Genomic DNA, 24,275 nt, shown 5'->3' with positions numbered 1-24,275 from the left:
TCTGTTTGAACGGTAAGAAATTTTATTGAAAAAAAAATCCCCGACCGAGCAGGGATTTTTTCAAAATTAATATTGTTATTCTTTCTTTTCTGTATCACTTGCTACAGCAGGAAAAGCAAACATTGCCTCATCCATTTCAGGATTTAGAATCACTTCCTTTAGTTGAATTCCCTGACCTCCCATTGAAAGGGCAAAAGGAAAATAAAGACCATTAACTTCTTGATAGTCACTCATCGTGCTAACGTTCATCTGTCCTTTCATTGGCCCACTTTTTATTTCACTTTCAGTAACAATTGGCACATAGTTTTCAGTGTCAAAATAATAATAGGAAACGTTGGGTTCTTCCACACCATCAACCATAATAGGCTCTTGGGTTAGTTTTATTTTATAGGTTTCAGTCCCTTCTTTAGTTTCTTTACCCATCATTTCAACAGTAAACCCTTTTTCTTTGTAATTCATAAAAGGAGTAGGGAAATCCTTCATTTGTTTCTTCATATTTTCAGTAGCCTCGGCATCGCTCTTTTCAGGAGCCATCGTCATAAAATTCGTGCTCCACATAGTTTCTCCATCAAAAGCAAGTTGAGTAATATCTTGTCCTTGGAAATTAATTTTTATTAGTTGTTTACCATCTTTGGTTTGATATACTTCCACGGGAATTTCCATTCCTTGAGCGTTTGCTGTGGCGGTCATTTTTACACTTTGCAGTTTTTCCCAAGCAGCTTTACCGCCCGTGTTTTCTAGGTAATTGTTAATAATTTCATCTGCCGTTTGTGCAGATACGGGCACAATTGCAGTCAATAAAAAAGCGATGGTAAGTGTTTTTAAAATTTTCATCTGTATAGAATATTTGTTTTTTAATGGAAGTTGGAATGCCCCGTTTCCTTCTTCATTTTGTTTGAAATTTTATATTTGGGCATTTCATAAAACATTTTTTAAATTTTAGTAAATATAAGACTAACAGCATAATTAAAAGTTACAAAGGATTATTTTTTGAAGGTGAATTTTTTAAAAGTATCTTTACTTAAAAAGATCATAAAACATGAAATTCGGAAAAGTTGAAGATCCCGGCAATATAGATTTTACGCTTCCTCCAGATCATCCAGGAACGCAGGAAATTCTTTCAAAACAGAAGAAAGCCAAAAAACCTAATCTGTACGTGGGCTGTGCAAAATGGAACAAAGCCGATTTAAAAGGGTTTTATCCACGAGGCACAAAAGACGAACTTGCTTATTATTCAACCCAGTTTAATAGCATTGAACTGAACGCGACTTTTTACAGAATTTTTCCGGCAGATACATTTGCGGGATGGTATGAAAAGACGCCGCCCGATTTCAGGTTTTTTCCGAAGTTTTTTCAAGGAATATCACATTGGGGAAGACTTCAAAATTGTGAAGATAACCTCAACGAATATATTCTGAATTCCTCAAATTTGAAGGAAAAACTGGAAATGCCCTTTGTGCAACTGCCAGATAATTTCGGTCCTAAAAATATAGACAGATTGGAGCCATTCTTTAAAATGCTTCCGAAGGATATAAAACCAGCTATTGAATTTCGGCATACCGATTGGTTCAACAATGAAGAAGTTGCTAATGAATTGTATAAAATTCTTGAGAATTACAACATTACAAACGCCATTGTAGATTCCGCCGGAAGGCGCGATTTGCTTCATATGCGGCTAACGACGCCCACTGCTTTCATTCGTTATAACGGCGCAAACCACAAAAGCGATTATACGCGTCTCGATGATTGGATAGACCGTTTGGAAACTTGGATTGATCAAGGTTTGCAGAATATTTATTTCTTTGTTCACCAAAATCTTGAAAAAGCTTCGCCATTGCTTTCGGCACATTTTATTAAAAAAGCGAATGAACGTTTTGGAACGGATCTTCACATACCCCAAATGGATAACCCAGATACTTTATTTTAAATGAACTTTCATACAAGAAAATGGATTAAACCAGAAGATTTAAACCCCAACGGAACGCTTTTCGGCGGAAGACTTTTGGAATGGATTGATGAGGAAGCGGCACTTTATGCAATAATCCAGCTTGAAAACCCGCGCACGGTCACGAAATTTATGAGTGAAATAAATTTCAGAAGCTCCGCGAAAAAGGGCGATATTATTGAAATAGGCTTAGAAGTAACAAAATTTGGAAGAACTTCATTGACCCTCGCTTGCGAAGTGCGTAACAAAATGACACGCGAAGTTATTATCAGTATTGATAGAATTACGATGGTAAGTTTGGACGAAGACGGAAACCCTTTTCCGCACGGAAAGACTGAAACAGAATACGTAAAGGATCGATTGGCTAAATAATTTTAAGCCAAGGCTTGAAGATCTTTTCCCGTTGGCAATTCAAAAATCTCCAAATCGAAATAGGGGACAGCGGCCAGTAGATGGTCAAAAATATCTGCTTGAATGTGTTCGTAATTCACCCAACTTTTGTCGCGGCTGTAGCAGAATATTTCTATTGGAATTCCTTTATCAGTAGGCGCCAAATGTCGAACCATTAAAAACAGATCTTTATTGATGGCTGAGTTTTCATTTAAAAGCGCATCTGCGTAATAACGGAAAACACCCAGATTTGTTTGGTTTCTGCCGTTTATCAACAATTCCTTATCAATTTCGTTTTTTCGGTTGAATTTGTCAACGTCTTTTTGACGATGCTCCAAATAAGGTTTGATTAACTGAATTTTCTTTAATCCTTCAATATCTTCCTCGGAAAGAAAACGGATGGAAGATTGTTTTATAAAAATAGCGCGTTTTATTCTTCTTCCGTCGCTTTCCTGCATTCCGCGCCAGTTTTGGAAGGAATCTGCAATCAAGCTATAGGTTGGAATTGTTGTAAATGTATTGTCAAAATTCTGCACGCGAACCGTTGCAAGATTTATTTCAGTTACATAACCATCTGCGCCAAATTTGCTGAACGTAATCCAATCGCCAATGCGAACAATATCGTTCACTGAAACTTGGATACTCGCCACAAAACCGAGAATAGTATCCTTAAAAATTAGAAGAAGAACAGCCGAAGCCGCACCAAGTGTGGTAAGGCTAACAAGCGAAAACCCTGTTAGAAGTTGGATAATCCAAAAAATGCCCACTCCCCAAGCAAAAATCATCATTACCTGCACATAGCTTTCCAGTGGCTTGTCCTTAAAGCGCTCGCTTTCTTCAAGAAATTTTCGGGTGCTGCGCAGAATACTTCTGAAAATATAGATAAAAAGTATTACGGAAAAAACTTTCGCCACAATCAGCAAAAGCTCTGTCATAAAAGGAGATTCAATAAAAATTATTGGAATTATGTTCCATAAAATGACCAAGGGCAAAATATGGGCAACGAATTTAGGAAAATTACTTTTCACCAAATAATCGTCGAAAGTGGTTTTGGTTTTGTTACTGAAAGCTTTAAAAGCTTCAATTATAAATTTTCTAAAAACCACATCCAGAATAAAAACGCCAATAAAAGCAATAATGCAGTTTACAACCACATTCAGAAAAATAGCCCATTGCAAGGTCATTCCCTCGCTAACAAGATATTCCTGAAGCAAACAACTGTAATGCTGAAGCGTTTCTTTATTCATTATAGATATTTACGTTCCACATAAAAAGGACCAAAGGGCAGCACGGAGCACATAATAACGATAAATAAATCGGTTATTGACCACTTCAGCTTTTTGAACATATAAATGGCGCCGCCAACATAAAGCACAAACAGCACGCCGTGTGCCATACCTACTATGCGAACCATTTCGGGCATGTGCCAGATATATTTAAGCGGCATTGCAATTCCTAAAAGTACGAGAAAAGAAATAGCCTCCAACGTGCTTATCAATCTAAAGGTTTTTACTGAAAGTTCCACTGTTTTATTTTTTTGCAAAGATACATGTTGCAGGATGTCCTGCTAAATTTTAAGATTAATTTAAACGCAGAATTGTTTTGTGAAGAATGATTATCTTTAAAAGAAAAATATATGCTTGCACTTATACAATCGCCAACGGAAACAATTCAAAATTCCTTGGAAACTTATTACGAAGAATTTTTAAAGGTTTTGCCTCGAATAGCCTTGGCTATTTTAGTAATAATTTTGGGTGTTCTTTTGGCGCAATTGCTTACCAATTTTTACAAAAGACAGTTTCAGAAAAAATCTGAAGATCCTCTAATGTCCCGTTTTTTGGCGCAAGCTGTAAAGATCGTGCTTATTATTATTGCCATTATGCTCGCACTGCGAATTGCTGGATTGGATGGAATTGCCACAGGACTTTTAACTGCAGTTGGTGGTGGCGCAATAATTTTGGGATTTGCTTTTCAGGATATTGGGAAAAACTTTCTTGCAGGAGTTATTCTCGCTTTCAACAGACCCTTTAATATTAACGACACCATTAAGGTAGATGATATCTTCGGAAAGGTGAAAGCTTTGAGTTTTCGGTATTCCCACATAAAAACATTTGATGGTCGCGATATCTATATTCCAAATAGCGATGTGCTCACAAAACCGGTAGAAAATTACACCGCCGATGGGTTTTACAGAGTAGATTTTACCGTGGGCATTGGGTATGAAGATGACATTGAAGCTGCAAAAAAAGTGATACAGGAAATATTGGACCGCAATGCAGAGATTATTAGGGACGAGTTTCACGAAAATTTTGTTATTGAAGACGAACTTGCCGCAAGTACCGTTAATTTAAAAGTTTTCTTTTGGGTTGATACAGTTGATTATAGAAGGGCTTCGCGAGTATTGCGTGGTTTGATAATCAAAGAAGTAAAAGAAGCATTGGCTGCAAATGATTTCAATCTGCCATCAGATGTTGTTGAATTGAAACTTTATAAAAATACACCTGAAATTCCTTTTAAGATGAGTAAAGAAGTTCAAAGTGAACTTCCCGAAAAGGAAGATTGATCTAATCGCAGGGCAGGGGAACGTTCAAGGTTTTGTAGTTCCAGTTTTTTCGGAAGCTGAAATGCCACCATTCCGTACGTATTGTATTGAAGCCGAATTTTCGCATCCCTTCAAAAAGTAGCTTGCGATTGGCTAAAATTTCCTTTGAAAAGTTATAGTTGTCAATATGCGCTTCCCGCCCGAAGTAATCATAATCGCTTCCCATTTCAACATAACAGCCGTCCAAGGTCTCCAAAGTTATATCTACCGCTGCACCTTTGTTGTGAATGGAACCGTTACCGTAAGGATTGCCCACATAAGTTGCCCGAGGAACTTTAGCCCACATTTTTTTCTGCACGTCCAGCGGCCTATAACAATCGTAAATTTTTATTCGATACCCTTTTTCGCAAAAATACTGATTGGCTTTTAAAAGTGCTTCCGCAACATCGGGTTGTAGCAAACATTTTGGACAATCGTAAAGTGTTTCACCTATAAAATTATTTGGCGTGGCGTAACGGATTTCATAAATGAATTCTGTTGAAAGTGTTTCAAGATTTACAAGTGGGTCCTGCGATTTTTCTTCGGAAGAAAAACTAAAGAATAAAAAAGTGAAAAGGAGAATCGAAAACAATTTCATTTTTCAAATTTAAGCAGAATTTAATAACATTCGCTTTCGCTATTTGTAACTTTGGGAAAAACGAAAAACTATGAATGATTTAGGAAAAAAATCCGCACTCATTACAGGCGGTACAAAAGGAATAGGTTACGGAATTGCGGAAGCTTTGCTGAAAGAAGGCATTAACGTGGCAATAACCGGAAGAACAAAGGAAACGGCAGAAAAGGCCGCCAAAGATTTAAATTCCAAAGGAAATGATAGAGCACAGGCTATAGGCTTGGAGGCTGATGTCCGTGATTATAAAAGCCAACAAAATGCAGTTGAAGCTGCGATTGAAAAATTTGGAGGCATTGATATTGTAATTGCAAATGCCGGTTTGGGCCATTTTAATTCGGTGGAAGATATTACTATTGAAGAATGGAAGGAAACTATTGATACCAATCTTTCGGGACCTTTCTATTCGTTGAAGGCGAGCGTGGACCAATTGAAAAAAAACAAAGGTTATTTTATAAGTATTTCCAGTTTGGCGGGGACAAATTTTTTTAAAGGTGGAAGTGCATACAACGCCAGCAAATTTGGCTTAACGGGTTTCACACAAGCCGCGATGCTTGATTTACGCGATCACGGCGTTAAAGTTTCTACTATTATGCCGGGTTCGGTTTCCACACATTTCAACGGAAATGAGCCGGATGCCAAAGATGCTTGGAAAATACAAAAGGAAGATATTGGGAAGTTGGTTGTGGATTTATTGAAAATGAATCCGCGCACATTGCCAAGTAAGATTGAGGTTCGGCCTACAATGCCACCTTCAAAATAGTCTATTTGAAAGAAAATGATTGGGCCCACGCGCGAGCGTTTTCCAGATTGTTAAAAAAGGCAAAACTATGGGGAAACAGTTTTTGTTCCACAAGAGCTCTTTCCCTTTCTGCTTCCAAAGTGGAAACAATGGCCATTCCCTTTTTGTTCCTCATCTTTCCATTTTTATAAATGTCCAGATCGATGGTATGTTGGTATCTTCTATCAGCAATTACAACAAATGGTTTCTTGCCAAAATGTGCTCTGTAATTCGCCCTAATCCAATCATTTTTTTTTAGGTCTATATGCTGATTTTCAAAGACACGAAGTAGGGAATAGGTTTCATAAAGATATAGTTCACAAAAATCAGAAAGTAATTTTTTTTCCATCTTCTCTATTATCCATTAATTTGATTAAAGATATATCTTTTTTTGATTGCTTTAACAAGCGGTTTCTTTTTCCAAAACCAGTTAAATTAACTTGATTTTCAACAAATCAAAATTTATAAAAAAGTTGTTTAGTGAATAGAAAAAAAAGAGCGAACTATTTTTTAATAGTTCGCTCTTACCATAGTTATTTACCTTCTTTTTTAGTTGGCAGAAAGCAAGGCCAAAAATTTGTCAAGATTTGGCAGGATTACGATTCGCGTTCTTCTGTTGGTTGCGCGACCTTCCTTGGTCTCGTTTTCGGTAAGTGGGTGAAAACTGCTTCGTCCAGCGGCAATCAACTTTTCAGGAGCAACACCGTATTTATCCTGTAGAATTCGGATTACGGCTGTTGAACGATCAACACTCAACTCCCAGTTGTCTTTAATGTAAGCGCCCGGTTTTACGGTTTGGCTATCTGTATGGCCTTCAACCATAACTTCCAATGCTGGTTCGCTGTTGATTACATTTGCAAGACGCTCCAACAAAGGATTAGCCTTAGAATTAACGCTTGCACTTCCTGATTTAAACAATAACTTGTCAGAAATTGTAATCATTACCACAGTTTCATCAATATCAATATTGATATCATCTTCCTCACCTTCGCCAACTAAACTGTTGTCAAGGTTTTTCTTAAGATTGTGGGAAACAATAAGATTCATTGAATCTTTAAGAGTTTTTGCCTGGGCCAATTCTTGGGGATCTACATTGGCTAGAGCTTTTCTCATTTTTTCCTTATCGTTTTCTGAGACCACAACACCTTCAATTTCCTGAAGACGACTGTTGTTGCTATCAGTCAATGATTGGATTTTTGAATTGTAGCTTGCAACGCGCTCTTCAATCTTGGCGTATTTGGCTTCAATTTCTTCTTTTTCAAGCTGGGTTTTAGATAGGGTAGAGCGGGTATCATTGTACTGATTTTCCAGTTCTACATACTTCTTTTTTGATACACATGAGGTAGCAAAAATTGCTGTCGCCAGCATGGTTAGTGCAATAGCTTTTTTCATAATACTAAGTTTTAAGGGTTTGTTAAGCAAATATAACAGGCAACTACACCAAAAAATTAGTTAACGGATGCTATTGTTTTGTTAAAAGAATATTTTAGAAAACTTCGAATACATATCCCAATAACCAATAAAGAATTATAAAAACCACGATGGTCCCAATACAGCCGCATTTTCCGCCGCCAATTTTTTTTGCGCCCCAACCGGCGAGTAGAATTCTAAGCAACTTTTTCATAATGAATCTATTTAAAGGTAGTGTTGATTATAGTAAATTTATTCTTCTTTATTTGGCGCCATCTGCAATTTGTTCTTTCCAAAATCCAAGGTGCGGATAGGGAAAGGTATATTGATTCCGGCTTCGTCAAAGTTTTTCTTAATAAGTTTTATTGCTTTGTGTTGTGCTTCAAATTTAGGTCTAGGTTGTTGACTCTGTATCCAAAAGCGGGTGATGAAGTTAATGGAACTGTCGCCAAATTCAGTAAAATAAAATTCAACACCCTCGTTTTGTTGTTGTTCAAAATTTTCTGTAATTATTTTTGTGACCAAATCTTCCACTTTTTGAAGATCACTTTCATAGCCCACACCGCAGCTTACGGAAATACGGGCACGCTCTGTCCAAGAATAATTGGTGAAAGGGCTATCAACAAATATTTTATTCGGAATAATTACATAGTCATTATCGGTTTGGCGAATTGAAACTGCTCTTAGATCAATTTCTTCCACATAACCACTTTTGCCCTGGGCTTCAATAAAGTCTCCAATGCGTACTTTAGGTTGGAATGAAAGCATAAAACCTGAAACGGTGTTGCTTAATGTTCCCTGTAGTGCGAAGCCAATGGCCAGTCCCATAACACCCGCACCTGCCAAAATAGAGGTTAAAACCTTATCGAGTTGCAAAACGCCCAGCGCTACAAAAAAGCCAATTAATATAACAATGGTGTAAATTAATTTGGAAAGAATCTGTTTAATGGATTCATCACTAAGCTTTTTAAAAAGTACTTTATGCGAAAATTTTTTAAGACCTCTTGCAATAAAATAAAACAACACCATAACAAGAATCGCCACGGCAAAGTTGGGAAGTTTTAAAATGATGGCGTCAAGCCAACTGTCTAATTTGTCCCATAAATTTGATATAGAGTTGCTTACTGAAAATTTTTCTGACATAATATTTTAAGTTTAAAAAAGAGTGGAAAGCATAAAAGTACCCAAAACCCACAAAATAATGGATAGAATGCCTCCAATTATAAAGAAATGTTTGAACTTATAAAAGCCCATTCCATAAATTAAAGTATTAGTTTGATACCCCATAGGCGTGAAAAAGCTAAAATTGGCTCCGAACAGGACTGAAAGTATAAAAGGTTTCATAGATAAATCTAAACCTACGGCAACAGCAATAGCAATGGGGGTCATTATAATAGCGGTTGCATTATTGCTAACCACGCTGCTCATAAGCATCGTTATTAAAAATATGAGCCCGATTACTACTAAGTTTGATTGCCCGCTCAAAATAGCCAATAAATGATCTGAAATCCATTTGTCCGCCCCCGTATTGTTCATCGCAATTCCAAGGGGAATCATTCCCGCAAGTAAAAAAATTACTTGCCAGTTGACGCGGTGATACACATCATTTAAATCCAAACAGCGAGTTAGCAATAACAAACAGACTCCTGTGAGGGCGCTTACCAGAATTGGTAAAATGCCACTCGCGGCTAAACCAACAACCAATAGCAGTATAGCAAAAGACATTGTTCTTTTTGTATTATTGACCGAAGGTTTGGTTTTGTGCTCCTGAAGAATTGCTACGTTTTCCATGTCATAAAGTTGTCCTATTTCGTTCTTGGGAACTTCAACAAGCAACCTGTCTCCCGGTTTTAGGGTTATTTGGTCAATATCCTTTCTAAACAAGCGCTCTTTGGTGTTTCTGATATTTCTTCGTTTTCTAATGGCAATTGGCAATGCACTTTGAAAAGTCTGCTTTCTAAGCTGCTTCAAGTTTTTTCCAATAAGGATGGAACCGGGTAAAATCAAAAGTTCAACAAAGCCTAAGTCGTCTTGCTTCTTTGCGTTTTTATTTTCTTCACCATTTTCTATAACCTGTCTTTTTTTGTCTTTCTCCTGTGTTTTATGCACACTCAAACCTTCGGCATCGTTTAGTTTTGCTAGATTTTCAATGTCGCACATTAAAACCAATTTATCATTCGCTTTCAAGGTAATATAACGACCTGGGGCGTTTGTGATTTGTTTGTTTCGGGTAAGTTTTAATATTGAAATTTCAGGGTTGGTATATAGAAAAGTGTCTTCAATATTTTTATCGATTAAATTGGAGTCTTTACTGATTACAACAGTAGTTACATAATTTTCCAAATCGTATGCATCGCGTAAATTTTCTTTGGAATCATTCGGGAGCCAACGGGAAGCGATTGTTACCACAATAATCCCAACAATCAAAAAGATTAAACCGAAAAAGGAAAATTCAAAAAAACTGAATTTTTCAGCCCCCAAGTCTTTTGCTACAGAATTTACGATGAGGTTTGTGGACGTTCCCATCAGCGTACAACTTCCGCCCAAAATTCCAGCAAAGGAAATAGGTAATAAAAGTTTTGATTGTGGAAGATTGAAACGTTTGGACAGTTCTGAGATAATTTTTATAAAAACAATCACAACCGCCGTGGTGTTTATAAATGCTGAAATTCCACCCGTAATAAACATAAAAACGGGTAAAAGCAGAAACAACGGTAATACATGTAGGTTTTTCAGAAAACGCGCCAAAGAAGCAATAACGCCGTTGTCTTCGAGCGCTAAGGCAATAATCATTAATGAAAGCACCGTTATGGTTGCAGTATTTGAAAATCCTGAGATTGCTTCTTCCGGTTCCACCAAACCTGTAAGGGCAAGGGAAGCAATAATCAACATCGCAATTTTGTCTACTGAAAAGACTTCAAAAGCGAAAAGAATAATGGTAACAAACAGAATAGAAAAAACGAGTATTATTTCTGTGGTCATTTGGTTTGATGGTTTGTCTTATAAAGATAACCGCAGAAATAAAACCCGTTCCTAAGGAATTCATAAAATATTGGCGCACCCAATATTTTTAACATTTTTTATCCGAGATATTTTTTCAATATGTGGCTTTTCGAAGTTTGGCGAAGCCTTCTAATTGCTTTTTCACGAATCTGCCGAACGCGCTCACGGCTCAAATCAAAGGTATCCCCAATTTCCTGAAGCGTCATTGGTGGTTGACCGCAAAGACCGAAATTCAATTTAACAACATCAGCTTCACGGGGCGCTAAAGTATCAAGTGCACGGTTTATTTCAATACGAAGTGATTCGTGCAACAAACTTTTATCAGGATTCGGACTTTCCCCAGAACTTAAAACGTCGTAAAGATTGTTGTCATTTTCACCTTCCTGGAATGGAGCATCCATAGAGAGACTTCGAGTGGAATTTTTAAGTGAACTTTTCACTTTTGATTCACTGAAGTCAAGTTCTTTGGCAATTTCAGCTGCCGTAGGAATTCGCTGGAACTTTTGCTCCAGATGAATAGATGCTTTCTTTATTTTATTGATATCGCCAATTTTATTCAACGGTAACCTAACAACACGGGATTGTTCCGCGATTGCTTGCAAAATTGCTTGACGAATCCACCAAACGGCATACGAAATAAATTTAAAACCTCTAGTTTCATCAAATCTTTTAGCGGCTTTAACCAAGCCCACATTTCCTTCGTTAATTAAATCAGGAAGACTAAGGCCTTGGTTTTGATATTGTTTTGCTACGGAAATCACAAATCGTAAATTTGCTCTGCTCAATTTATTTAAAGCAGCCTGATCTCCTTCACGAATGCGCTGCGCCAACTCCACTTCCTCTTCTGCCGTTATTAAATCTATCTTGCTAACGTCCTGTAGGTAACTGTTTAAAGATTTGGTTTCGCGGTTGGTTACTTGCTTCGTGATTTTAAGTTGTCTCATATATTCTTTTTATATTTATAATAACACGGCATAGTACCATTTTATATGATAATTTCCAAATAGTTAACACTATTTGTTAAAATTTTACATTGCCTTATTTTTTATATATTTAAAAAAAATAAATTGAAATGATATATAGAAAAAGGAATGCTTTTTTGGCTTTGCTGTTTTACAGCATTGCCATAAACGCCCAAAAACCGACCGAAGTACCTAAGCCAAGTGATAAACCCATAGATTTAAGCAATCCTGCAGATATTATAATTTATATAATTTTACCCCTGTGCGCTGTTTTGTTTTTCTTTATTTGGCGCGGAAAGAAAAATAAATCGAAGAAATAATCTTTTAAATATTTAACAGCAAGTTATACTTTTTTGATATTATTTTTGGTGCAATTGTTGTGTTTGCACTTCAAAATATAAAAGTGATGATAAAAAATATATTTTCCGTAGTTTTTGTGATAATAGGAGGTACTGCTTTTTCGCAAATAGACTTGCCCAATAATTCCGTCCGTTTTGATGCTTCAGAATCTACCGTAGAAAGCACAACTGGATTTGAAATTCCTGCCGTAAAAGCTCCATCACTTTCAAAAACCCAAAATCCCAACTCCCCAAATAATTCTGATTTAGGGAAAGAAAAAGAAAATCAGTTGGATCTTCAAAACGGAGATGGGCTAATAGATTATACTGGCACAAACAAAGCTCCTAAATATTTCTCGCAGGACAAAGAGGAAAAGCCTGAATATGGAAAAGATCAATATTTAGGCGATTTTAAAACTACCGCCAAAAAAGCTACCATAATGTACCGCGACCACGAATTTGTTGATGGCGATATGATACGTGTGTATGTAAACGGAGAAATTGTGATACCTCAAGCTAGACTGGAAGGAAGTTTTAGAGGTTTTGACCTTCCATTACAAGACGGTTTTAATAAAATAGATTTTCAGGCACTTAACCAAGGGTCTTCCGGCCCAAATACGGCGCAGTTAAATATTTATGACGAAATAGGTAATTTGTTGGCTTCGTATGAATGGGATCTTCTCACTGGCAATAAAGCCACGGCCATTGTTGTGAAGCAATAATTTTGAAAATTAGTTTTTCTGATAAAGTATTTTTTTCCGATTTCGTTCTGTAACTTTACTTTGTAATTTACCGAAATATGAAAAAAGTACTGATTACTCTTGACTATAATCCAAATTCAGAAATAGTAGTAAACAAGGGGCACGAGCTTGTAAAGCTTATGAACGCTGAAGTTTGCTTGTTTCACGTTCTTTCTGAAATGCGCTATTACGGAATGCAATACGAACCTTTTATGGGCTATGAAGGCTATGCATTTCCGGTGGATTTTAAAATTCAGGAAGAATTTGTAAAAGTAGCTAAGGATTATTTAGATAAAACTGCAGCACATTTGGGAGAAAAGAATATTTCAACCCATTTGGCAGAAGGCGATACAGCCAAAATGATTTTGGAATATGCAAAAGAATGGGGAGCAGATTTGATTGTCATGGGCGCCCACCATCACGGCACTTTGGAAAAATTATTTTTGGGGACCGTGGCTTCCAGTGTTTTGGAGCATACAACTATTCCTGTATATATGGTGCCAACAGGTGAAAATAGGAGGGAAGCTGATTAATTTTATGAGATTAATAATTAAGCATACCTTTGGACAAACAATTTTTTTATGGCTTTAAGCAATAATGATATAATGAAAAAACTGCGCGTAGCCCACAAACTGCGCGATGAGGATATTGTAAAAATATGTTCTTTGGTAGATTTTGCCGTAACCAAAAGTGAATTGGGAGCCATTTTCAGAAATGAAAACCACGAAAAATATATGGAATGCGGGGATCAGTTTCTGCGTAATTTTTTAAATGGTTTGGTTATTCACTTACGCGGGCCGATGCCTGAAAAAAAAGAAATTGCAGCAAAACCAAAGCCTGTGCGTAAATACAATCCAAATCCCAAACAAAAAAAAAGCTGAATTAAATTTCTTCAATCCAGCTTCAATTGTTTTCTCTTTTTATATGTTTCAATAAGCGTATCTGCATGTTTTTCTGATTGTAGGATCTTCAAACAAGTGTTGGTTTCCGTTAAGGTAATTCAACGTATGTTGCTTTTGCGATCCGCATTTAATTCTTTTTTGAATGTTTCTCAAGGTTTTCATAGTTAATTGTTTTTGGGTGTTCTGTTGGTGCCGTTACTTAAAACGTCTTTTTAAATTCCAATTATAAGCTTTGGAATTAATGGGTCTGTGTTGTTTTTCGTTACTGTCCAATGTTCTCATGATTTTTAAGTTTTTATTGTTTCTGATTAATTGTTTAGCGAAACCTTCTTTTCATATTCCAAGTATATGCTCTTGAGGTTTTCATTTTTTCTGTTAAAAGATTGCTGTCTAAAGTTCTCATTGTATTTTAATTTATTGGGTTATACTTAAAAGACGCAACAGTTTCAGATTTGTTACAGTACTATGTAATACAAAGTAATGATTTAACGTAATATTAACTTTTAGGCTGAAATAAATCTTCAATATCATTAAGAGTTATTGTTTAACATACCATTAACCGTCAACGCTTTGCCAAATGATTGCAGGGTAGGTGTTTTCGGTATATATTTGCAACCAGAAATTAATTCACATTTTTATTGCCATTCAAGTTTCCATGAACACCGTTAAAAAAACTGAAACAAATAAATTAAAGCGCGCCCACTTATATTATAAATATACTGGGTTCTATTCTTTTGTGGGACAAAGCCTTAAGAAAGCCATTATTCCAATTATTGCGGTAATAGCTGCACTCATTGTTGTTGATTTGTATGTAATTGACTTTAGCAACCTTTTCACATATATCACTGAAACCTATGCACCAATAAATATACTTTTGGTTTTTCTTGCTTCTGAATCACTTTTAGGGTTGGTGCCGCCAGAAATATTTATTGCTTGGAGTGATAAAATGCCGGAGCCAATTCTGTATTTGACACTTCTCGCAACACTTTCATATATTGGGGGAATTATTTCCTACTTCATTGGGAAATGGATTTTCACCATTCCAAGAGTTTATGTTTATATGGAAGGAAAAATGAAAAAACACCTTAAGCAAATTCGCAAATGGGGTGGTTTTTTGATTGTGGTTGGTGCATTGTTGCCAATTCCATATTCCATAACAAGTATGGCCGCCGGAACCATTCACTATAAATTTAGAAACTATCTATTGTTTGGTTTACTTCGTTTTGTGAGGTTTTATCTTTATGCCATTGCCATATTCAGTTTGGTGTAGTACTTTTGATATTCCAAAGCATTTTGTTTTGGAAGAAATTACTTTTCATTAAAAAAATTCACCTTTCTTTTAAATGAAGAAAAACGATCCCTACGCTGCATTACGATTTCGGGAGTTCAATATTTTTCTGTTAGTCCGTTTTGCAATGGTTTTTGCGTGGAGCATGCAGTTTGTTGTTATTGAATGGGAGGTATATAGTATTACCAAAAATCCACTTTCCTTAGGAATAATAGGTTTAATGGAAGTAATTCCAGCGGTTTCCATGGCTCTATTTGCTGGCCATATTGTGGACCAGCGTGAAAAGCGCGGACTTTTATTTAAATGTATTTTTGGGTTTTCAGTGGTTAGTCTTGGCCTTTTTCTGCTTACTTGGCCGCGCGTAGTTGGTGACCTTTCTACAGATACTGTGCTTTACTCAGTTTATTTTTTAGTTTTTCTCGGCGGAATAGTTCGAGCGTTTTTGGGACCTACAATCTTTTCTTTATTCTCTTTATTGGTTCCAAAAAAAATATATCCTAATGCTGCTACTTGGAGTAGTTCCATTTGGCAAATGGGTTCAGTTGTAGGGCCTGCAGCGGGAGGTTTCTTTATTCATTGGATCGGGGTGCATTGGTCCATGTGCTTCGTTTTTGCCTTTTCATTAATGGCTTTGTTGCTTTTGTTGCAGATTCCGAAGAAACCTATTTTAAATCCAAATATTGGAGAGCCCGTTATGAAAAGCCTAAAAGAAGGAATCAAATTCGTTATGAATACTCGGGTAATTTTAGGAGCACTAACTTTAGATATGTTTGCAGTTCTTTTTGGTGGCGCGGTGGCTTTACTTCCTATTTATGCCCAGGATATTCTTAAAGTTGGCCCAGAAGGTTTTGGGATTCTTCGCGCAGCTCCAGCTGTGGGAGCATTGATTATTATGTTTACTTCCGCACATTTTCCATTGAATAAAAATGCGGGAATGAAACTGCTTGCAGCTATTTTTGGCTTTGGTATCTGCATTATAGTGTTTGGAGTTTCCACCTGGTTTTGGGTTTCAGTGATTGCACTTTTCCTAAGCGGTGCTACAGATGGTATTTCTATGGTTATCCGTTCTACAATTTTACAACTTAGAACTCCAGATGCAATGCGTGGGCGGGTAGCTTCCGTTAATTCTATGTTTGTGGGTTCTTCCAATGAATTAGGTGCCTTTGAAAGTGGACTTACAGCAAAATTAATGGGAACGGTGACCGCCGTAGTTTTTGGTGGCGGAATGACAATACTTACTGTTGTTGGGACAGGTTTCTTTTTCCCAAAACTGCGGAAATTGGATCTTCGGAAGGATTTGGAAGAACACGAAAAAGAGTAGTTCCGTTTTTATATTTTCTAAATTATTGTTTTTAGTTTTTAAAACGATAATGCCCAATAATTTTATATTTAAAAAGACAATCTTCCAAAACTTGGCCCGCGCCAATATTGTGGACTATTAAATTTCTTTTTCCGTTCGAAGCTTTTTTATTTACCACAATCCCAATATGGGTTAGGCCGCCGCCCAAACTCCAGCAAACAATATCGCCAGGCAGATAGTCTTTTAAATTCGCCGTTATTGGTTTTTCAGCTCCTTTTCGTTTAAAAAAAGTCATTAGATTTGGAACGCGACGGTGATCAATATTTTTATCTGTATTGCGCAGCCCCCAGTTTTGGGGGTATAAGCTGAAGTTTGCCTTCATATCTTCGTGAACTTCTTTTTGAAGATCAACGCCCAGTTTTCTATAGGCTCTAATGATTACATCCGTGCAAACGCCTTTATCACTGGGCACATCACCGTTGGGATAATCTATTGAAAAATAACTTGGATCGTAACTCACATTTTGTTTTGTGAGACTAAGCGCGGCATTTGAAAGCGCAAAACTGTCTGTGCTATTTTGACTGAAGCAACTTAAAGAAGCAACAAAAAGAAAGAACAGTATTTTTTTCATCGATTAATCAGTTTAACCCTCAGAATTTAAAAACCATTCCTCTGCACGAACAATTGCTTCTTTGATTGCCTTTTCTTCAGAAATACCACCTTTTTCCATTAAATGTTCCGCAATTTCCAAAGCTTTCTCACGAGCCTGGGGCGTTAAATTTTCCAAATGCGGCTTAAAGTTTTCAAAGGTCCAGTTCATATTTTTAAAGCTATTACTATCAAAGATATCATTAAAATTAATTGAATTTTTAAAAATCCGTTTCAATAACCCTAAATGGATAGGCTTCTTGCATTTTTTTCAATTCCTCTTTAGTAATGTTTTCAGAAGTGGTTTTCAAAACTTCGATGACGTATTTTTCACGAAGCTCAAAATAAGCTTTTGCAATTTCGTCTTGAACGGAAATAAAATTTTGATAAGGTGTTTCGCGATGGATTGACACGGAAATTGAAGCTTTCTGGGGGTTGTCTGAAAATGCAGGAAATTTTTCGCCTTTGCAGTATTTGCAGGATTCGTCGCCACCATTATCAATAAAATCCTTCAACTTTTCTTTCAAGTCTTCAATATTTGTTATTTCATTATTGGCGAATATTTCACCTTTTTCATTTAAGCTTATAGCAAAAAGATTGTTCTTTTTAATAGGAATATTGCATTCCGCACCGGGAGGGCAGGGCTGTGGAAGGTCGCGGGCTATCCCTTTGTCATTGGGAATCATGGAGGTTACCAAAAAGAAAATTAAAAGTAAAAAGGCGATGTCGGCCATACTGCCGGCATTTACGGAGGGCATTGAATTTCTCATAATTGAAAGTGGTTTAGTGTTCTTTTCTTGGAAAACAAAAAAAGTGCCACAGTTTTTTCCGCTTTGGAAACACGTTCCAAAAGAATAGCTTAATTTTAAGCATAAGTTAGAAATTCACACTTTTAATATGATTAAAAACGAAAACCATACAATTCCAAAAGATTTTACATCCTATTTGATGGAAACTGTTGGTTTATCTGAAGCTGATGCGGAACAACTATCGCTTCCATTAACACGGATGCGCTATGAAAGAGGAAGTATTCTCTTAAAAAGGGGAGATATCTGCAAGCATTCTTTTTTTGTTGAAAAAGGACTGTTGCGATCTTATATGCTGGATGAAAGTGGAAAGGAACACGTTATACAGTTTGCTCCGGAAAATTGGTTTATTGTTGATAGAAGTAGCGTTTATTTTAATGACCCTTCAGAAAGTTATATTGAAGCCATTGAAGATACGGATGTGGTCTTTATTGGGGAAGATTTTATGTGCCACGCCGCAGAAGTAAGCCAAATTTTTGGGCGCTACAATGATAAATTGTTGCACAACCATATTCGGCAAATGCAGAAACGCATCAACCTGTTGCTGGGAGCTACTGCAGAAAAAAGGTATTTAAGCTTTATTGAAATGTATCCAGATTTATTGCTTCGCGTTCCGCAATGGATGATCGCTTCCTATTTGGGTATTACACCCGAAAGTTTGAGCCGCGTTAGGAAAGAATTAGCTCATAAAAATTTTAAAACGAATTAATCCGGAAGTGGAACAAATTCTGTTTCTCCCGGTACTTTTGGAAATCGTTGCGCCTTCCAATCTTCGCGAGCCTTTTCAATAGTTTCTTTTTCCGAAGCAACAAAATTCCAGTGAATATGTCGCTCTTCGGGAAATGGCTCACCACCAAAAATGTATACGGTGGTGTTGTGGTCCATTTCAAATTCGCAGAGTGTGCTGTCGTTCGCAGCTAAAATTTGTTTGGGTTCGTAGGTATTTCCTTCGCTGAAAACGTTGCCTTCCAAAATATAAAGTCCGCTTTCGCCAAAAAGGTAATCGCCAAGTTTAACTTTTCGCTTTTTTCCACTTTTCAATTCAAGAAAATACAGATTACTGTGAACTGGAACAGGCGATTTTTTTCCGAAAACTTCCCCGGCAATTACTTTTATTAAAACACCATCTTTTTCGAAAGAAGGAATTTCCTGTTTTTCAGTATGATGAAATGAAGGCTCCATATTTTCCAAATGCTTCGGAAGTGCCACCCAAATCTGTAAACCGTGCAATGATTTCCGTGAATTGCGAAGACTTTCCGGCGTTCTTTCTGAATGAACCACCCCTTTTCCCGCCGTCATCCAATTTACGGCACCGGGCGTAATTTCAACTTCTGAACCCAGACTATCACGATGCATAATGCTTCCTTCAAAAAGATAAGTGAGTGTTGAAAGTCCAATATGCGGGTGCGGCGGAACATCGAGATTTTGTGTTTCATCCATTGTTACCGGGCCCATATGATCTATAAACGCAAATGGACCAACCATTCTTTTTTCACGAAAAGGCAACAAACGACCAACCATAAAATTACCAATATTTGCAGCGCGTTCCGGGATTATTGTTTTGAGGTTTGACATATTTCTAAAATTAAAAAGGATGCCAAATGTTGGTTATACCAATATTTAGCATCCCTAAGTTACTTAAATTTTATTATTCCAAATAACCAAATTTCCCCATATTAAAATCACTTATAGCTTGCACTATTTCGCTACGTGTGTTCATAACAAATGGGCCTTGGGCTGCAATCGGTTCATTTATGGGTTCGCCACTAAGTATTAAAACTATTGCATCATCCGTTGCTTCAATGGTGAATTCTTCGCCGTCATTTGCAAACAATCCCAAACTATCGGTTTTTATTTCTTCTTGATTGTTCACTTTTATATTTCCTTCAATCACTAAAACCGTAGTATTATAATTTTGCGGAAAATTGAAGGTTGCTTTTCCGCCTTTATTCAACTTTGCGTTCAGCATATGGACTGGAGTAAAAGTAAAAGCTGGACCTTTTTCACCCTTATATTCGCCAGCAATTACTTCAACTATGCCTGCATTATCGGGAAGTTGAACTTTTTTCATTTCAGCATTTGTAATCCCTTGATATTTTGGGGCGCTCATTTTGTCCTTCGCGGGAAGATTTACCCACAATTGCACCATTTGGAAATAACCACCTGCTTTGCTGAATTGCTCTTCGTGATATTCTTTGTGAAGAATGCCCGAAGCAGCCGTCATCCACTGCACGTCGCCTTCACCAATAATGCCACTATTTCCAGAGCTGTCGTGATGGGCAACACTTCCTTTATAGGCAATAGTTACCGTTTCAAAACCTCTGTGCGGATGTACATCCACACCCCGGGGTTGATCAGTGGGAGGGAAGTAAAACTTGCTGTTATAGTCCATCATAATAAATGGATCCATTCTTTCAAAACCTTCCTGTATTCCGGAAGGAATATATTGATGAACTCTAAAACCATCGCCAACCATGTGTGGAGCAGGAGGTGTTAATACGCGTTCTATTTGTCGTGTTTTCATTGTTTTTGTTTTTTATATTACTATGTAAAACTACAAACCAAAAGACTGTTTTACATTGATGTATGTTAAGAACTGTTATTAACGAAAAGGAAATAGCGATAAGGAAATAGTTCTTTTGAAAAATAAATCGAGAACTTTGTTTTCAATAAACAAAGCCCTCGATTCTTAAAAGGGGAACAGTAAAATCTTGGGGAATTATTGTTTTACGAATTGCAGTGAAGCAATCAATTTCACTTTGTCGCTTACAACCACGCTTCCAGCTTCGGTCACTGCGTTCCAGGTTAAACCAAAATCTTTACGGTTTATTTGGCCTTCAAATTCAAAACCTGCTTTTGTCTGTCCGTAGGGATCAACGGCGGTTCCGTTGTATTCAGTTTCCAATTCAACTTCTTTGGTAACACCTTTTATGGTTAAATCGCCTATCATTTTATTTCCGTCAAATGATTTTGATTTGAAAGTTAACTTCGGATTATTTTCGGCTCCAAAAAATTCATCACTCTTTAAATGATTGTCGCGATCTTTATTGTTTGTGTTTACGGAATCAATTTCCGCTGAAAAAGAAAAATTACCATTTTTAAAATCATCATTTGAAGCTTCAACCTTACCGTCAAATTTTTCGAAACTACCCGTTACGGTAGAAATCATCATATGTTTCACCTTAAAATTGATTTCTGAATGAGTAGTATCAATATTCCAAACTGTTTTTGCATTGTCCATAATATAATTTTTTTTGTTATTAATTATTTATGGTACAAAAGTATGGCGTGGTTTAAACCCACACATTGATGTATGATAAGAAATGAAAAAGGTGTGAGAAAGATTTATTTATTCAGCTCTTCCAGTAATTGGTCATAATCCTCAATTTTTACGTGAAGCACGCCGCCCAAACTTATTATTGGAGTGGTTACTGAATCTATTTTTACTGTCGCATTTGTAAATGCAGGCGCCAATTGGCCTTTCAACTCAGGTTTTTCGGAAAATCGATAGGAAGTATATAAATATCTGCTTTTATCAAGATTGGAAACAAGGCTGTCGCAAGTTGCGCAGTTTTCCGGTATATAAACAATTACTTTCTTTTTTGGCTCTATTTTTATAGGCTCAAATTCCCGTGGTAGTGCCCGCCGTGAAAGACTGTCATTTACAACCAATTTATAGGTGTAATTTGCTCTTTTACCTCTTTCAACAAACAAATTTGTAAGCAATACTTTAGATGCTGCAGGAACACGGATCATCCTTGGTTTACTTTTACTTTGGCGAAAGTTGGTTCCTTCAACGGTAATCATTACGTCCAGATCCTGTTCATTTTTGTTTAGGGCATACAGAAAAAGCCGATTTGCTTTTTCTTCCTCAACAATTTCTATTGGTTTTTCTTGGGAAAATAGGGAAGTAGGAGTATAGATTATTGCTATTAGCAATACAAAGAGTAATTTTTTGAACATTGGGAAGTTGTATTTATAATTGGTTCCAAGATATAAAATTGATTAGTATCTCAAAAATAAAGCTTCGAAAATTGGGCATTTTTGAAGCTTTATTTTTAAAGCGTTATAAAACAAATAGTTACTGATTCCTTGAAAGTATACACAAACCAATACGACAGAACTTACGTATATTTTCATAAAGTAGATAAACTTTAAAAGAAGAAATGTTATGAAAACCTCTTTATTAAAAACACTTACAGTTTCTTTTGGATTGATGATAAGCCTTACACAAATATCTTGTCAAAACAATCAAAAAAAAGAAACAGATAAAGCAATGAATACTTCTGTTAGGGAAGCAATGAGTACTTCAGAAGAAAGTGCAATGGCATCTAAATTTCCAGAGGCCAAGACAGAAAAGGAATGGATGAAGATACTCACTGCGGACCAGTTTGAAATTATGGTAAAAAAAGGGACGGAGCCACCTTTTAATAATGAATATTACGATAATCATGAAAAAGGTATTTACGTTAGTGCCGCAACTGGCGAACCATTGTTCAGCAGTGAAGATAAATTTGAATCGGGAACTGGATGGCCTTCGTTCACAAAACCAATTAATGATAGTGCAGTTGTTTGGGTAAAAGACAATAGCTTGGGAATGACCCGTGATGAAATAGTTGAAAAAGCAACCGGGTTACATTTGGGACATGTTTTTAATGATGGGCCTGAACCAACAGGTTTAAGATATTGTATGAATTCCGCAGCTTTAAAATTTATAAAGCAGAACTAAATAATTCCCCAATTATAGTTATGCTTGGAAAGCCTCTTTCGGGAGGCTTTTTTTATGAATTATTTTTTAAATTTGATATGATATATTTCTAAACCAATGGATTATAGGAGTAAAATATTGGAGTTTATGCAAAACAATGTTGAAAGCAATGCCGACTTTATTGTTTGGGTAAAAACATTTCCAGAAATGCAACAGGTTGAGCTAATGCGAGAACTAAATAGAATGACCGAAGAAAAAGCCAACGAAATTGGTTTGAATATGAAAGAGTACATTCCCAATTACGAAAAAGCAGATGAAACTCTGAACACTTTTGAAGATGCTATTCTCAATAAACGAATATTAAAAGATTATATAAAATCTTTAAATGTAGAGCAAGAGAAGCTAAAAACAAAAATGATACATGACATTGAAGAAAGTAAAATATATGTTATTAGCAGTATTTTAAACAATGCACCTAACGCTTTAGAAATGAAAAGAATTGCCAAACAAATGATTGCTGTAGAAAAGAAGTTTGGCGTTTATAATTCTGAAACTTGGGAAGGCATTGAATAAGCTTTCCTGGGGTTTTTCTCTTTTAACCCTTTTTATGATTTTAACTATTTAATTTACTGTACCTTTGTGCCACTAAGGTGAGCAAAATTTAAACCCCAGCTAGGTAAACCAATAAAACAACTAATTACATATTAACTAATTCAAAGGTCATCTGCTCACCGTGGATGACTTTTTTTATTTTAAAAAAAACAAATGGCAAAATCGCAACAAACATACAGTAAGAAAGAAAAAGAAAAAGCAAAGCTGAAAAAGCGGGAAGAAAAGCAGAAGAAGAAAGAAGCTCGTAAGGCAGATAAAACTCCCGGAATTGACTTTGTTTATGTTGACTATAATGGAAACTTGGTAGATACCCCGCCAGACCCATCAATGAAAGTTGAAATTGAGGCTGAAGACATCGTGCTTGGCATTCCTCCTAAAGAAGAAGGCGATCGCGAAGCATTTGATCCTGTTAGAAAAGGAACAGTTTCCTTCTACGACTCATCCAAAGGCTTTGGGTTTATTATAGATAATGAAAATAGCGAGAAGTACTTTACCCACGTAAGCGGTATTATTGACGAAATTTCTGAAAATGATAATGTTTCCTTTGAACTGGAAAAAGGACAACGCGGAATGAACGCTGTGAAGGTTACTAAAATATAAACATTAAGAATGTGTACAAAAAATCCCGCTCTAGGCGGGATTTTTCTTTTTTAATAACCAGAATATTAATTAGTAATATCGTTTGCTTCTTTTTTGGCAGCGTTTTTAAGCTGCTCATATTTTTCAGAAATGGTATCCTCAACTTCTCCAGCCTTCTCTTTTATTTTTCTGCCAGTTTCATTTGCTTTATCCTTAAGCCTTTGTTTTTCTTCAGGCGACATGTTTTTGTATTTCCAAAATGCAAATGCGCCAGCTGCTACTCCTAGCAATGCCAATATTCCTTTTCCTTTATTGTTCATGTTGTTTTTTTTAAATTTATATAAAGATACGCTTTTGGAAGTCTCCCTTATAATTTTGAATCTACTTTAGTATTTATTTAATACATAAGTATTTGATTTAATAAAGTATTCACAATTCTACATTTTGAAATTTTTTAAAAATCATTTCTTTTTGAATTTATATTCCAATAAATAAAAACCATCCTAAAATTTTTCTTGAAATTATTTCCTATCTTTAAATGTAAATAAAGCACATTTAACAATATGATTCACAGAAATTAAGCAAGTCCAAACCTCAAAAAAATTGTTTGGCGCATTGCATCTGAAAAAAGTACTAACCAAAAATCCGTAC

32 protein-coding genes are annotated in these 24,275 nt (G+C 36.2%); 14 read left to right on the top strand and 18 right to left on the bottom strand.

The window, feature by feature from the left end:
• Positions 1 to 75: 75 nt before the first annotated feature.
• The gene (locus A7A78_RS00920) at positions 76 to 834 is read right to left on the bottom strand and encodes a LolA-like protein (protein WP_068760317.1); all 759 of its coding nucleotides are present in this window, start codon (positions 832 to 834) and stop codon (positions 76 to 78) included.
• 205 nt (positions 835 to 1,039) lie between these two features.
• On the opposite strand from A7A78_RS00920, the gene A7A78_RS00915 reads away from it, so the two are divergent.
• Together A7A78_RS00915 and A7A78_RS00910 are read left to right on the top strand one after the other, a co-directional pair.
• Positions 1,040 to 1,927 (top strand): DUF72 domain-containing protein, encoded by an 888-nt coding sequence (locus tag A7A78_RS00915; RefSeq protein ID WP_068760314.1) that lies wholly within the window; start codon positions 1,040 to 1,042, stop codon positions 1,925 to 1,927.
• A complete protein-coding gene (locus A7A78_RS00910; RefSeq protein ID WP_068760312.1) occupies positions 1,928 to 2,317 on the top strand; it encodes an acyl-CoA thioesterase in 390 nt (129 codons plus the stop codon).
• Between the two features lie 2 nt (positions 2,318 to 2,319).
• On the opposite strand, the gene A7A78_RS00905 is transcribed toward A7A78_RS00910, so the two are convergent.
• Together A7A78_RS00905 and A7A78_RS00900 are read right to left on the bottom strand one after the other, a co-directional pair.
• A complete protein-coding gene (locus A7A78_RS00905; protein ID WP_068760311.1) occupies positions 2,320 to 3,582 on the bottom strand; it encodes a mechanosensitive ion channel family protein in 1,263 nt (420 codons plus the stop codon).
• Positions 3,582 to 3,860 (bottom strand): DUF3817 domain-containing protein, encoded by a 279-nt coding sequence (locus tag A7A78_RS00900; protein WP_068760886.1) that lies wholly within the window; start codon positions 3,858 to 3,860, stop codon positions 3,582 to 3,584. Before A7A78_RS00900 ends, A7A78_RS00905 begins: the two co-directional genes overlap by 1 nt.
• A gap of 111 nt (positions 3,861 to 3,971) precedes the next feature.
• On the opposite strand from A7A78_RS00900, the gene A7A78_RS00895 reads away from it, so the two are divergent.
• A complete protein-coding gene (locus A7A78_RS00895) occupies positions 3,972 to 4,898 on the top strand; it encodes a mechanosensitive ion channel family protein (protein WP_068760309.1) in 927 nt (308 codons plus the stop codon).
• 1 nt (position 4,899) lies between these two features.
• On the opposite strand, the gene A7A78_RS00890 is transcribed toward A7A78_RS00895, so the two are convergent.
• On the bottom strand, positions 4,900 to 5,514 hold the full coding sequence (locus A7A78_RS00890; protein ID WP_068760308.1) for a M15 family metallopeptidase: 615 nt from the start codon (positions 5,512 to 5,514) through the stop codon (positions 4,900 to 4,902).
• 70 nt (positions 5,515 to 5,584) lie between these two features.
• On the opposite strand from A7A78_RS00890, the gene A7A78_RS00885 reads away from it, so the two are divergent.
• Positions 5,585 to 6,310, top strand: coding sequence for an SDR family oxidoreductase (locus A7A78_RS00885; RefSeq protein WP_068760307.1), 726 nt, complete (start codon positions 5,585 to 5,587; stop codon positions 6,308 to 6,310).
• Between the two features lies 1 nt (position 6,311).
• Here A7A78_RS00885 and A7A78_RS00880 read toward each other — a convergent pair whose 3' ends face one another.
• The 6 genes from A7A78_RS00880 to A7A78_RS00860 all read right to left on the bottom strand — a co-directional run bounded on the left by A7A78_RS00880 (position 6,312) and on the right by A7A78_RS00860 (position 11,685).
• A complete protein-coding gene (locus A7A78_RS00880) occupies positions 6,312 to 6,677 on the bottom strand; it encodes a hypothetical protein (RefSeq protein WP_068760306.1) in 366 nt (121 codons plus the stop codon).
• Positions 6,678 to 6,877: 200 nt separating this feature from the next.
• Positions 6,878 to 7,720, bottom strand: coding sequence for an OmpA/MotB family protein (locus tag A7A78_RS00875; protein ID WP_068760304.1), 843 nt, complete (start codon positions 7,718 to 7,720; stop codon positions 6,878 to 6,880).
• Positions 7,721 to 7,814: 94 nt separating this feature from the next.
• Positions 7,815 to 7,952 (bottom strand): hypothetical protein, encoded by a 138-nt coding sequence (locus A7A78_RS15035; RefSeq protein ID WP_165593532.1) that lies wholly within the window; start codon positions 7,950 to 7,952, stop codon positions 7,815 to 7,817.
• A 38-nt stretch (positions 7,953 to 7,990) separates the two neighbouring features.
• On the bottom strand, positions 7,991 to 8,881 hold the full coding sequence (locus A7A78_RS00870) for a mechanosensitive ion channel family protein (protein ID WP_068760302.1): 891 nt from the start codon (positions 8,879 to 8,881) through the stop codon (positions 7,991 to 7,993).
• A gap of 12 nt (positions 8,882 to 8,893) precedes the next feature.
• Positions 8,894 to 10,720 carry an SLC13 family permease gene (locus A7A78_RS00865; protein ID WP_068760301.1) on the bottom strand — a complete coding sequence of 609 codons (1,827 nt, stop codon included), beginning with the start codon at positions 10,718 to 10,720 and terminating at the stop codon, positions 8,894 to 8,896.
• Between the two features lie 98 nt (positions 10,721 to 10,818).
• Positions 10,819 to 11,685 carry a sigma-70 family RNA polymerase sigma factor gene (locus A7A78_RS00860; protein WP_068760299.1) on the bottom strand — a complete coding sequence of 289 codons (867 nt, stop codon included), beginning with the start codon at positions 11,683 to 11,685 and terminating at the stop codon, positions 10,819 to 10,821.
• 128 nt (positions 11,686 to 11,813) lie between these two features.
• On the opposite strand from A7A78_RS00860, the gene A7A78_RS00855 reads away from it, so the two are divergent.
• The 6 genes from A7A78_RS00855 to A7A78_RS00830 all read left to right on the top strand — a co-directional run bounded on the left by A7A78_RS00855 (position 11,814) and on the right by A7A78_RS00830 (position 16,292).
• Complete coding sequence (locus A7A78_RS00855; protein WP_068760297.1) at positions 11,814 to 12,023, top strand: hypothetical protein; 210 nt, start codon at positions 11,814 to 11,816, stop codon at positions 12,021 to 12,023.
• 86 nt (positions 12,024 to 12,109) lie between these two features.
• Positions 12,110 to 12,763: a hypothetical protein gene (locus A7A78_RS00850; RefSeq protein ID WP_068760885.1), complete on the top strand. Its 654-nt coding sequence runs from the start codon at positions 12,110 to 12,112 to the stop codon at positions 12,761 to 12,763.
• Between the two features lie 77 nt (positions 12,764 to 12,840).
• Positions 12,841 to 13,314, top strand: coding sequence for a universal stress protein (locus tag A7A78_RS00845; RefSeq protein ID WP_068760295.1), 474 nt, complete (start codon positions 12,841 to 12,843; stop codon positions 13,312 to 13,314).
• A 48-nt stretch (positions 13,315 to 13,362) separates the two neighbouring features.
• Complete coding sequence (locus A7A78_RS00840; RefSeq protein WP_068760293.1) at positions 13,363 to 13,662, top strand: DUF1456 family protein; 300 nt, start codon at positions 13,363 to 13,365, stop codon at positions 13,660 to 13,662.
• Positions 13,663 to 14,338: 676 nt separating this feature from the next.
• The gene (locus A7A78_RS00835) at positions 14,339 to 14,953 is read left to right on the top strand and encodes a YqaA family protein (RefSeq protein ID WP_068760884.1); all 615 of its coding nucleotides are present in this window, start codon (positions 14,339 to 14,341) and stop codon (positions 14,951 to 14,953) included.
• Positions 14,954 to 15,026: 73 nt separating this feature from the next.
• Positions 15,027 to 16,292, top strand: coding sequence for an MFS transporter (locus A7A78_RS00830; protein WP_068760291.1), 1,266 nt, complete (start codon positions 15,027 to 15,029; stop codon positions 16,290 to 16,292).
• A gap of 31 nt (positions 16,293 to 16,323) precedes the next feature.
• Here the strand turns inward: A7A78_RS00830 and A7A78_RS00825 are convergent, their stop codons facing one another.
• From A7A78_RS00825 to A7A78_RS00820, 3 genes are read right to left on the bottom strand one after another with little or no spacing between them, the layout of a single operon-like run.
• Positions 16,324 to 16,902 (bottom strand): DUF1287 domain-containing protein, encoded by a 579-nt coding sequence (locus A7A78_RS00825; RefSeq protein WP_068760289.1) that lies wholly within the window; start codon positions 16,900 to 16,902, stop codon positions 16,324 to 16,326.
• A 12-nt stretch (positions 16,903 to 16,914) separates the two neighbouring features.
• A complete protein-coding gene (locus A7A78_RS15030; RefSeq protein ID WP_165593531.1) occupies positions 16,915 to 17,091 on the bottom strand; it encodes a hypothetical protein in 177 nt (58 codons plus the stop codon).
• A gap of 49 nt (positions 17,092 to 17,140) precedes the next feature.
• Complete coding sequence (locus tag A7A78_RS00820; RefSeq protein WP_068760287.1) at positions 17,141 to 17,689, bottom strand: ExbD/TolR family protein; 549 nt, start codon at positions 17,687 to 17,689, stop codon at positions 17,141 to 17,143.
• A gap of 127 nt (positions 17,690 to 17,816) precedes the next feature.
• Between A7A78_RS00820 and A7A78_RS00815 the strand changes: the two genes are divergently transcribed.
• Positions 17,817 to 18,434, top strand: a complete 618-nt coding sequence (locus A7A78_RS00815) for a Crp/Fnr family transcriptional regulator (RefSeq protein ID WP_068760285.1) — start codon at positions 17,817 to 17,819, stop codon at positions 18,432 to 18,434.
• Here the strand turns inward: A7A78_RS00815 and A7A78_RS00810 are convergent.
• The 4 genes from A7A78_RS00810 to A7A78_RS00795 all read right to left on the bottom strand — a co-directional run bounded on the left by A7A78_RS00810 (position 18,431) and on the right by A7A78_RS00795 (position 21,688).
• A complete protein-coding gene (locus A7A78_RS00810) occupies positions 18,431 to 19,300 on the bottom strand; it encodes a pirin family protein (RefSeq protein ID WP_068760283.1) in 870 nt (289 codons plus the stop codon). The genes A7A78_RS00815 and A7A78_RS00810 overlap by 4 nt on opposite strands.
• A gap of 73 nt (positions 19,301 to 19,373) precedes the next feature.
• Positions 19,374 to 20,249 carry a pirin family protein gene (locus A7A78_RS00805; protein ID WP_068760282.1) on the bottom strand — a complete coding sequence of 292 codons (876 nt, stop codon included), beginning with the start codon at positions 20,247 to 20,249 and terminating at the stop codon, positions 19,374 to 19,376.
• A 195-nt stretch (positions 20,250 to 20,444) separates the two neighbouring features.
• A complete protein-coding gene (locus tag A7A78_RS00800; RefSeq protein ID WP_068760281.1) occupies positions 20,445 to 20,966 on the bottom strand; it encodes a YceI family protein in 522 nt (173 codons plus the stop codon).
• Positions 20,967 to 21,070: 104 nt separating this feature from the next.
• A complete protein-coding gene (locus A7A78_RS00795; protein WP_068760280.1) occupies positions 21,071 to 21,688 on the bottom strand; it encodes a hypothetical protein in 618 nt (205 codons plus the stop codon).
• A gap of 208 nt (positions 21,689 to 21,896) precedes the next feature.
• Here A7A78_RS00795 and msrB point away from each other — a divergent pair, with 208 nt between their 5' ends.
• From msrB to A7A78_RS00780, 3 genes are all read left to right on the top strand, one after another.
• On the top strand, positions 21,897 to 22,454 hold the full coding sequence (gene msrB, locus A7A78_RS00790) for a peptide-methionine (R)-S-oxide reductase MsrB (protein ID WP_094745984.1): 558 nt from the start codon (positions 21,897 to 21,899) through the stop codon (positions 22,452 to 22,454).
• A gap of 126 nt (positions 22,455 to 22,580) precedes the next feature.
• On the top strand, positions 22,581 to 23,006 hold the full coding sequence (locus tag A7A78_RS00785; protein WP_131811078.1) for a hypothetical protein: 426 nt from the start codon (positions 22,581 to 22,583) through the stop codon (positions 23,004 to 23,006).
• A gap of 192 nt (positions 23,007 to 23,198) precedes the next feature.
• Complete coding sequence (locus A7A78_RS00780; RefSeq protein ID WP_068760276.1) at positions 23,199 to 23,645, top strand: cold-shock protein; 447 nt, start codon at positions 23,199 to 23,201, stop codon at positions 23,643 to 23,645.
• Positions 23,646 to 23,710: 65 nt separating this feature from the next.
• On the opposite strand, the gene A7A78_RS00775 is transcribed toward A7A78_RS00780, so the two are convergent.
• Positions 23,711 to 23,944, bottom strand: coding sequence for a hypothetical protein (locus tag A7A78_RS00775; RefSeq protein ID WP_068760275.1), 234 nt, complete (start codon positions 23,942 to 23,944; stop codon positions 23,711 to 23,713).
• Positions 23,945 to 24,275: the final 331 nt, after the last annotated feature.

It is taken from the genome of Aequorivita soesokkakensis, from assembly GCF_001641085.1.
GTDB classification, from domain to species: domain Bacteria; phylum Bacteroidota; class Bacteroidia; order Flavobacteriales; family Flavobacteriaceae; genus Aequorivita; species Aequorivita soesokkakensis.
The sequence above is the reverse complement of the archived record's forward strand: the minus strand, read 5'-3'. Positions and strand labels throughout refer to the sequence as shown.